We start from the raw sequence: 8411 nt of genomic DNA, 5'->3' as shown, positions 1-8411 counted from the left end.
GGAAGTCATGCACGAGCGCAATGCTCACAACTTCCCCTTAGACTTGGCTGCTGGTGAGCAAGCTCCTGTTGCTATCTCTGCTCCTGCTATCAATGGCTAATCTTCTGAGATAGAAGCAATAAATAGTTAATCAAAGGCGCTCTCTTCACGGGGAGCGCCTTTTTGGTTTCTAATTATGATGCGATCGCATTTCCAAATTTTCACCGTACTACCCAATCTACTGTGTGTGCTTCAGTAATATCTGGAACTTCTAAACGCTGCTTTAATTTATACAGCACCTTTTCGGGCAGTTTAGCATGAGCAGGGCGATCGCAATTCCTCCGCAGCAATTCATCCCAAGGTGATTCTAGATAAACAATGCGAATGTTGGCTTGATAACTGGTAAATAAACGAGTTAACATCCCTCGCAATTGACGGCTAATGTTAGTTGCATTCCACACAAAACATTGCCCATCACGCATATATTCTTTGGCTATGGTTTTGGCTGCATTTATCACTACACCTTGGTCATCTTCTGGGCTGATATTCATTTGCTTTCGCAGTGCGTCTAAAGAAATCACTCGCCAGTTGGGCAGATTTTCTTTTATCCAAGTATCTTTCCCTGCACCCGGTAAACCCGACATTATCACTACCCCAAAGCGCGTATCATCAAAGGCTGCATAGTCTGGGTTGCCATTTTCTTTTTGAAAATACACGAACCGACTGTGTGCTGAGGGAAATGCACGCCGTTGGTTAAAACATTGGTTTTCTTGGCAAAATTCGCGGAAAAACTCAATTCGTTCTAATAATTCGGCTTGGTCGTTGCAGGAACGTCCGCGCACATCTGCTTCGGCGAGTAAACCCAGCATATCGCAACGAATGATTTGGCTAACTTTAATTACCGCCCGTTCCGGGTTGGGTTTATCCCAAAACCACAGAGGTAAACTGCCATATTTCACCAAAGCCACAACCGCTTCCCGTTCTGCAAATGGTACATTTAAATCCCAGAGAATTTCCTGTGCCATTTTCGCCCCTTGGAGGACGTGACCTTTAGAAGAAACCGCCCCATCTGTTGCTATTTGAGTGGCTGCGGGTTTAGCGACATCATGTAGTAAAGCTGCGGCGAATAACACAGAACGTTCTTTAGGTGGTAATGTTCGCCATTGGGGTAAAGCGACTAATGCCTCACATACAAGTTTCGTATGAATGAGAACATTCCCCTCAGCATGATAACGTGGGTCTTGGGGACAATCAGCAAGCGATCGCAACCAATCAAATTTTGCTTCTAAAGCTTGCCAGTTAATTGTCCAGTCATCTTCATGAGGACAATAAGGAAACGTCCAATTTTGAATCATAATTAAATACCTGTAAAAATTAGTAGGCTTCAGATCCCCGACTTCTTAAATAAGTCGGGGATCTTTTTAACTAAACAAATCTGCACTAGGATGCAGTTGATTTGGAATTATTGGGCGGTTTAGCCAATGTCCCTCTGACTGCTGAATGGTAGTTAAAAAGCTGGAACGCACATATTTATAACGGGCTGTTACTGTTGCTTGTGGCTCGACTTTAATATATAAACCTTCCATCAAAGCACTTTGGTCAGTTTGTTTGAGGGAACGTTCGACATCTAGTCCTTGTTCCAGACAAATTTGTTGGAAACGCTGCAAATGTGCAGGGGTTTGATAATGGGATTTTCCCAGCAGGGCGATGAGTTGTTGATAAGATTTCAGTTCGCCAGCAAACAACACAGGTACAGAAACTAAAGGTAAATCTGCAAGTAACTGCTGACGGTTCTTGGTGCTGAGAAAAACTTGCTGTTCTAAATCCAGCACATCGTATTCTAGGAAGTAATGAGGTAAAGCATCGTAAAAAACAGTGTGCTTGGCATACAGCCATTCACCAAACAAAATGAACCGACTCCCTAGAACTTGCCAAAATGCGGTGGCGCGAGTATGCGCCCACTGTTTAAATAAGTTAAAGTGCTTTTCTCTCGCACCACCTGTTAAATAATGTCCACGGCTTTGCAATTTGAGTTGTCCGTTAGAAGTAAAGCTAATAGCGGCGTTTGCGCCATCAACTTTTTCTTCCACGACTACATACTGATTTTTAATTGCACTAAAAGGAACGCTGTCTAAATCTTCATCCCCAGGCTGCAACCGCGAACCCTCGATGTGATGGGTACGCGGATATTTATAAATTTGTTCCATGACTTTTTACCTTGGTGACTGCAATCAAATAACGGCGTGGCGAACTTTCCCGGAATTAAGAGAGGACTTTTGCATTCGCCAGTGAAATGAATTTGATTGAGACTGAAGGACTACATAGACTTTTACCGTAGTTTTCCAAGGATGTATTTTAATAATTACATACTTCACAAGCAACAGCACCGTTTTCGGAAATAGAGCCGCTTGACCTTTAAGACAGTCGCTACATAATTAAAACAGAGTTTTTTATGAAAAAATAATTTTTGAGGTTTCTAGTTGGGAAGAATAGGTTTAAGTTCAAAAGCTAAATTTTTGAGGTTATAGTGCTATCTTACCTACGTGTCCTAGCTTCACTTTTACTTAAGCCCATCAAAGCTATTCATCGATTAGTTAAGTTTTTAATTAAACAACAGCATCAAGCAGACGCATTAACACATTCTAATCTTGGACTTAGTTTATATAATCAAGGACGGTATCAAGATGCTTTAAACCAGTATATTGATGCTCTATATTATTTTCAAAAAATTCATGACTTACAAAATGAAGGTAATACTCTTAGTAGTATTGGGAGCGCATATCGTGGCATGGGCGAATATTCTAAAGCTTTAGAAATCTATGAAAAAGCTATGTCTATTCATCTTCAAATCATGGATCGTAAAATGGAGGGAAAAACGCTTTGTGGTATTGGCACAGTATATTACTTGTTAGGACAATATTCAGAAGCCATCAGACATTATAATCAGTCTTTAATCATTAGTAGAGAAATAGGAGACTTATCTAATGAAGCTACTAATCTCAATAATACTGGCTTAATTTATGAAAGCCTAGGAGAACCACAAAACGCATTACAAAAATATCAAGAAGCCTTAAAGATTTATCAAAATAAAAGTAATCGTAATGGTGAGGCGGCTGTGCTTAATAACCTAGGCTCAGTTTATAGTGATTTAAGTCAATATGAAAAAGCATTAGAACTATATCAGCAATGTCTTACTATTGAAATAGAAAATAATCATTTATCAGGTCAAGTTTCTTCTCTGAACAATATAGGTGCTATTTATCGTAATCTAGGGCAATACTCGAAAGCTTTAGAATACTATAATAAAGCTTTAAAAATTGCTAAAAAAATAGGCGATCGCACCAATGAAGCCACTACACTCCATAATTTTGGAGGTGTTTATGACCAGATAGGAAAATATAATGAAGCATTAAATTATTATCATAAAGCTTTATCAATCCGTCGAGAAATAGGAGCCAGGAAAAATGAAGGCACTACATTAAATAATATTGGAGCAGTTTATACTTTTTTAGAAGACTATCCTAAAGCAATTCAATACTATAAAGAAGCTTTAAATTTACAACAAGAAATAGGAGAGTTGAATAGTCAAGGTACAACTCTCAATAATATAGCTCAAATCTACTATCGCTATGGAGAATATTCAGCAGCTTTAGAATACTATCAAGAGGCGTTAGTGATAGCTAGTAAAACTGGCGATCGTGATACAGAAGCTACTATATTAAGTAATTTAGGACTACTTAATTCTAGTTTAAAAGAATTTGAAAAAGCATTAACTTACTATGAACTTGCCTTGGCTCTGAGAAGAAAAATCGGTGTTATTCCTGGTCAAGCCGAAACTCTGTATTTAATGGGGAAACTCTATTGTTATTTAGAAAAATATTCTCAAGCAAATGAATCTCTGCAAGCAGCTCTCACTATTAGCCAAGAAATTGGAGATAGAATGAGTGAAAGTGATACTCTTGATATTTTAGGTTCCATGTATAGACAGTTAAACGAATATGAAAAAGCATTGGAACACTATCAAGAGTCTTTGATAATTCGTCAACACTTAGGTAACTCTTTGAGTCAAATAGAAAATCTTGAAAATATAGCTGAGTTATTTATTATACTAAACCAAAAATCTCAAGCTATTGAACATTATCAACGAGCATTAGCTATCACTAGACAACAAGAGTATCACAATTATGAAAGTATAATTATTGACAAAATAAATAAAATTAATAATGCTTAATCTGCCTAAATAACCTGAGCAAATTGTAGTAATTTGTAAATACAAAAAATCTTGGCTTACCCATCAACCTTGTCTTCCCTGTCTCTCTTTCCTACCCTACACCCCTAGATAGACCTGCTATGAATTAAAAATTGTCACAATAAATGACGATAACCGTTATTTTTGGACAATCAAACCTATGGGCTTTGGTATTGGTGATGTATTCTGGATTTTTCTACTGCTTTCTTCCCTACAACCCCTCTGGCAAAAGCGCCAAGTAGAATATCAGCGTTTTCGCGCCTTACAAGAATTTCAACAGGAACGCAAAACGCGGGTGATATTACTCATCCACCGTCAAGAATCTATCAGTTTACTGGGTATTCCTCTATCACGCTACATCACAATCGAAGATTCAGAACAAATCTTGCGGGCAATTCGCCTCACACCCCCAGATGTTCCCATTGATTTGATTCTGCATACTCCTGGCGGTTTGGTACTCGCTACCGAACAAATTGCTAGGGCGTTAATTCGTCACCCTTCCAAGGTGACAGTTTTTATCCCACACTATGCTATGAGTGGTGGCACAATGCTGGCTTTGGCTGCTGATGAAATTGTTATGGATGCGAACGCTGTTTTAGGGCCTGTTGATCCCCAATTAGGCAACCTCCCCGCAGCCAGTATTTTAAAGGTAGTTCAAGATAAACCCATCAGCGAGATTGATGACCAGACTTTAATTATGGCTGACCAAGCAGAAAAAGCGATTCAACAAGTACAACGCTTTGTGCGGACGCTGCTAAAAGATAACATCCCTAAACAAAAGGTTCAGCCCGAAAATATTGAACCGATTATCGATGCTTTGACAACTGGACGTGTGACGCATGATTATCCTGTCACGGTGGAAGAAGCCACAGAAATGGGTTTACCTGCCACAGTCGGACTACCCCGTTCTATTTATGACTTGATGGATTTGTATCCCCAACCCCAGGGAGGACGGCCAACTGTCCAGTATATTCCTATGCCTTATGATGACCGTCGTCCAATTTTACCAACACCCAAAGGTAGACCTTTAGAAGAAGCTTAGATTAAGTGCTGAGTGCTGAGTTTATCTATCTGACTACAGCAGCTATCACATTTAAGGTGTTGGTGTTGGTGAAACTGCTGGTGTTGCTGTAGGCTTTGGTATCTCCGTTGGTGTTAGCGTTGGTATGGGTGTTGGTGACGCGGCTGGTGTTGGCGTTGATGTCGTATTTGGTTGAACTGTCGGTTTAGCTGTCGGTTTAGCCGTTGGCTGAGGTTTAGGTTTACCTATAACTTCCTTTGCTGCTGCATCTAGCTTCTGACGGAGTGCTAAATCAGCAATTCCAGTTTCTGAAAGCTGATTTTTTTTCTGATATTCCTTGATTAACTGTTCGGTACGCGGGCCAAAAAATTGATCGCGGGGAAGAGGCGGATTAGGCTTAAGTACTACATTTAAATTGGCTTGGAGAATCTGCACAATATTAGCAGCAAAGTCTTGGGTTTTTGGCCCGGCTATCCCGTCTACACCAAGCTTGTAGCCTTTTTGAAAATCGCGGATTGCTTTTTTAGTTTCCTCGTCGGTTAGAGGTGTATTGGAGACTTTCACTTTGTAACCTAGCCCATGCAACACAGCCCGAAATTCTTGGGGTGTATAGTTACGTTGACGGGCAGCAAAGGAACTGTCAGAAATAATTACACTGGCGCTTACTAGGCAAGTAGCCGCAATAATCGCGCTGGATTTATTAAACCCACACCACATATCTCAAACTCCTTGCAGTTAAATCAGCATTATATGATTAACAGGTGCATTTTACGTTTCTGGAAGACTTTTGTCTCAATGTTTAATCATTTGTGATTAATTAAAATTAATTAATTTATATTGATATAAATTTTTGGCAATCTGGCTGGAGAAGTATTTAGATTTTCTATGTCTACTTCTCAACTCTCTAATTGGGTTATAACTAAATACTTAAAACTTGTATAATCTAAAACAAAAAAATGGTTAATCAAACCTTGCCAAAACACAAAAAACTTTGGTTTGAAAGGTTGATGGCACTGGTGGCCACAGTCAACTTAGGTTTAGTTGTGTTTGATTTGACTTATGTACAATGGCGTGATTTTTATTTGCGGCGATTACCTCAAATTACGCAAATTTATGATCCCATTAAGGGGATTGCTGCCCATAGAGAAACTCAAAGTTATTTAAAAGCGGTAGATGCGCTCAAAGAACAAGTCAACCAGACAGGTTTAACATCTCCACAGGCGAAGGTAAAACTAGACGAACTCACCCGCCTGAGTGGGGAGATGATTGATAGTAACCCATTTGCTGGGGTTGGCAAGAGTGGTACTCTGGAAAAAATTAAGAACCGAATGCGCGATCGCATCGGTAAAGATTCTGCCAAGCAATCCTTTGCCACTTTCTGGAGTCAAGCCTATCTCTCCCAAAAAGGCTGGAATCAAGAAATTACCTTTTTCAACCAAAAAATTAGTCCTTTAATCGCCAGCAACTATTACCGCCAAATCGGTGAAAATAGCGAATATCTCGATGATTTTTGGCTAATAGACCTACCATTTGTCACTATCTTTGCGATCGAGTTTCTCGCACGCATCTTTTACATCAAGCGTCGCCACCCTGGTTCTAGCTTGTTAAATGCAGTATTTGACCGTTGCTATGACTTATTGCTGCTCATCCCGTTTTGGCGATGGTTGCGAGTTATACCTGTAATTGTGCGACTCGACCAAGCACAACTATTAAATCTGCAACCATTACAGCGCCAAATCAATCAAACAGTTGTAGCGAATTTTGCTGAGGAACTCACAGAAATTGTGGTGGTGCGAGTGATCAACCAAATTCAAATTTCGATTAAACAAGGAGATTTTACCCGTTGGATATCGCAACAAGAAAACCTACGTCCCTATGTAGATATTAATAATGTTAATGAAATTGAAGCGATCGCAGGCATTTTAACCCAAACCGTCGTCTATGAAGTTTTACCCAAAATTCAGCCCGACATAGCGGCAATTTTGCGCCACAACATCGACACAGTACTCAATCAAGTTCCCCTATACCGCAACCTCCAAGCCTTCCCCGCCATCGGACAAGCCCAAACCCAACTCAGCGAACAATTAGCAACTCAAATCACCACCAGCTTATACAGCGTTTTAGTCAGTGCTATCCAAGATCCCGTAGGTGCAAAACTTACAACTCAACTCGCCCAAAGCTTCACCAACGCTTTAGGCGCAGAAGTACAGCAAAAAAAAGTCACAGCCGAAATTCAAAGCTTGTTATTTGATTTCTTAGAAGAAGTCAAGCTCAACTACGTTCAACGTCTATCCCAAGAAGACATAGAAAGCATTGTCGAGCAAACCAGACAGCTAAGAACACAATCATATATTCAGCCCATCGTTGAGCAAAGTACTGCGATCGTCGAAATGAGAGAGAAAAAAATATGAAGTGTTAAATTTTATCTTCGTGCCTTTTGACCATTGACCACTGACTAATAACAAATGACCATTTAACTATTGACTCTTAGAGAAATGCGCTACACTCAATTTAGGGCGAACTATCATCAGTTCGTTACAAGACTTCTTGGAAGATATCCCTATCGCAGGAAGTGGGTCGAAGCCCACTTTTTTTATTGAAATTTCGCATGACTCATCCGTTAGTCCCACAAATTATCGAATTGGCGACACCAGTAGCAGAACAACTGGGATTAGAAGTCGTTGGTGCAGTTTTTCACACTAACCAACGTCCACCAGTATTGCGGGTAGACATCCGTAATCCCCAGCAAGATACTGGTTTGGATGATTGTGAAAGGATGAGCCGCGCTTTAGAAGCCTGCTTAGATGCAGAGGAGATCATTCCAGATGCCTATGTCTTGGAGGTGTCTAGTCCAGGTATTTCACGCCAATTGGTAACTGACCGGGAATTTATCTCCTTCAAAGGATTTCCTGTGATTGTTTCCACTTCGCCACCCCATGAAGGACAAACAGAGTGGAATGGTCAGTTGATTCGCCGGGATGAAACCAACATTTATTTAAATCAAAAAGGTCGGGTAGTGGAAATTCCTCGTTCTCTCATTACTAGGGTGCAACTAGACGAACGTCGATAAACGAGGGATGAGGGTCTAGAGATTAGAGGCTAGGGACTAGGGACTAGATTCAATCTTTTCTCTAATCCCTATTCCTTAATGCTTTTTCCTAC

At 40.2% G+C, this 8411-nt stretch carries 7 protein-coding genes and 1 pseudogene; 5 read left to right on the top strand and 3 right to left on the bottom strand.

Annotated features, from left to right (window positions below):
* Positions 1–100: pseudogene (locus H6G79_RS26965) on the top strand (photosystem II protein D1); the annotation flags it as partial.
* 100 nt (positions 101–200) lie between these two features.
* Here the strand turns inward: H6G79_RS26965 and H6G79_RS26960 are convergent.
* Positions 201–1334, bottom strand: coding sequence for an AAA family ATPase (locus H6G79_RS26960; RefSeq protein ID WP_190591121.1), 1134 nt, complete (start codon positions 1332–1334; stop codon positions 201–203).
* Between the two features lie 66 nt (positions 1335–1400).
* A complete protein-coding gene (locus tag H6G79_RS26955; protein WP_190591123.1) occupies positions 1401–2186 on the bottom strand; it encodes an RNA ligase family protein in 786 nt (261 codons plus the stop codon).
* Positions 2187–2506: 320 nt separating this feature from the next.
* On the opposite strand from H6G79_RS26955, the gene H6G79_RS37685 reads away from it, so the two are divergent.
* The gene (locus H6G79_RS37685) at positions 2507–4210 is read left to right on the top strand and encodes a tetratricopeptide repeat protein (RefSeq protein ID WP_190591125.1); all 1704 of its coding nucleotides are present in this window, start codon (positions 2507–2509) and stop codon (positions 4208–4210) included.
* Positions 4211–4388: 178 nt separating this feature from the next.
* Positions 4389–5270, top strand: coding sequence for an SDH family Clp fold serine proteinase (locus H6G79_RS26945; protein WP_190591127.1), 882 nt, complete (start codon positions 4389–4391; stop codon positions 5268–5270).
* Between the two features lie 51 nt (positions 5271–5321).
* Here the strand turns inward: H6G79_RS26945 and H6G79_RS26940 are convergent, their stop codons facing one another.
* Entirely contained in the window at positions 5322–5966 is a 645-nt protein-coding gene (locus H6G79_RS26940) for a peptidoglycan-binding protein (RefSeq protein WP_190591136.1), read from the bottom strand.
* 239 nt (positions 5967–6205) lie between these two features.
* On the opposite strand from H6G79_RS26940, the gene H6G79_RS26935 reads away from it, so the two are divergent.
* Together H6G79_RS26935 and rimP are read left to right on the top strand one after the other, a co-directional pair.
* Complete coding sequence (locus H6G79_RS26935) at positions 6206–7660, top strand: hypothetical protein (protein ID WP_190591138.1); 1455 nt, start codon at positions 6206–6208, stop codon at positions 7658–7660.
* 197 nt (positions 7661–7857) lie between these two features.
* On the top strand, positions 7858–8319 hold the full coding sequence (rimP, locus tag H6G79_RS26930) for a ribosome maturation factor RimP (protein WP_190591140.1): 462 nt from the start codon (positions 7858–7860) through the stop codon (positions 8317–8319).
* The last annotated feature ends 92 nt before the right edge of the window (positions 8320–8411 follow it).

Origin of the sequence: Anabaena sp. FACHB-83, assembly GCF_014697485.1 — a bacterium.
GTDB lineage: Bacteria > Cyanobacteriota > Cyanobacteriia > Cyanobacteriales > Nostocaceae > Nostoc_B.
This window is presented reverse-complemented; position numbering and strand designations above follow the sequence as displayed.

What these genes read in the sequence shown, in the direction of transcription:
- H6G79_RS26960 (WP_190591121.1), bottom strand. Translation starts at nt 1,334, where the DNA reads ATGATTCAAAATTGGACGTTTCCTTATTGTCCTCATGAAGATGACTGG.
- H6G79_RS26955 (WP_190591123.1), bottom strand. Translation starts at nt 2,186, where the DNA reads ATGGAACAAATTTATAAATATCCGCGTACCCATCACATCGAGGGTTCG.
- H6G79_RS26945 (WP_190591127.1), top strand. Translation starts at nt 4,389, where the DNA reads ATGGGCTTTGGTATTGGTGATGTATTCTGGATTTTTCTACTGCTTTCT.
- H6G79_RS26940 (WP_190591136.1), bottom strand. Translation starts at nt 5,966, where the DNA reads ATGTGGTGTGGGTTTAATAAATCCAGCGCGATTATTGCGGCTACTTGC.
- H6G79_RS26935 (WP_190591138.1), top strand. Translation starts at nt 6,206, where the DNA reads ATGGTTAATCAAACCTTGCCAAAACACAAAAAACTTTGGTTTGAAAGG.
- rimP (WP_190591140.1), top strand. Translation starts at nt 7,858, where the DNA reads ATGACTCATCCGTTAGTCCCACAAATTATCGAATTGGCGACACCAGTA.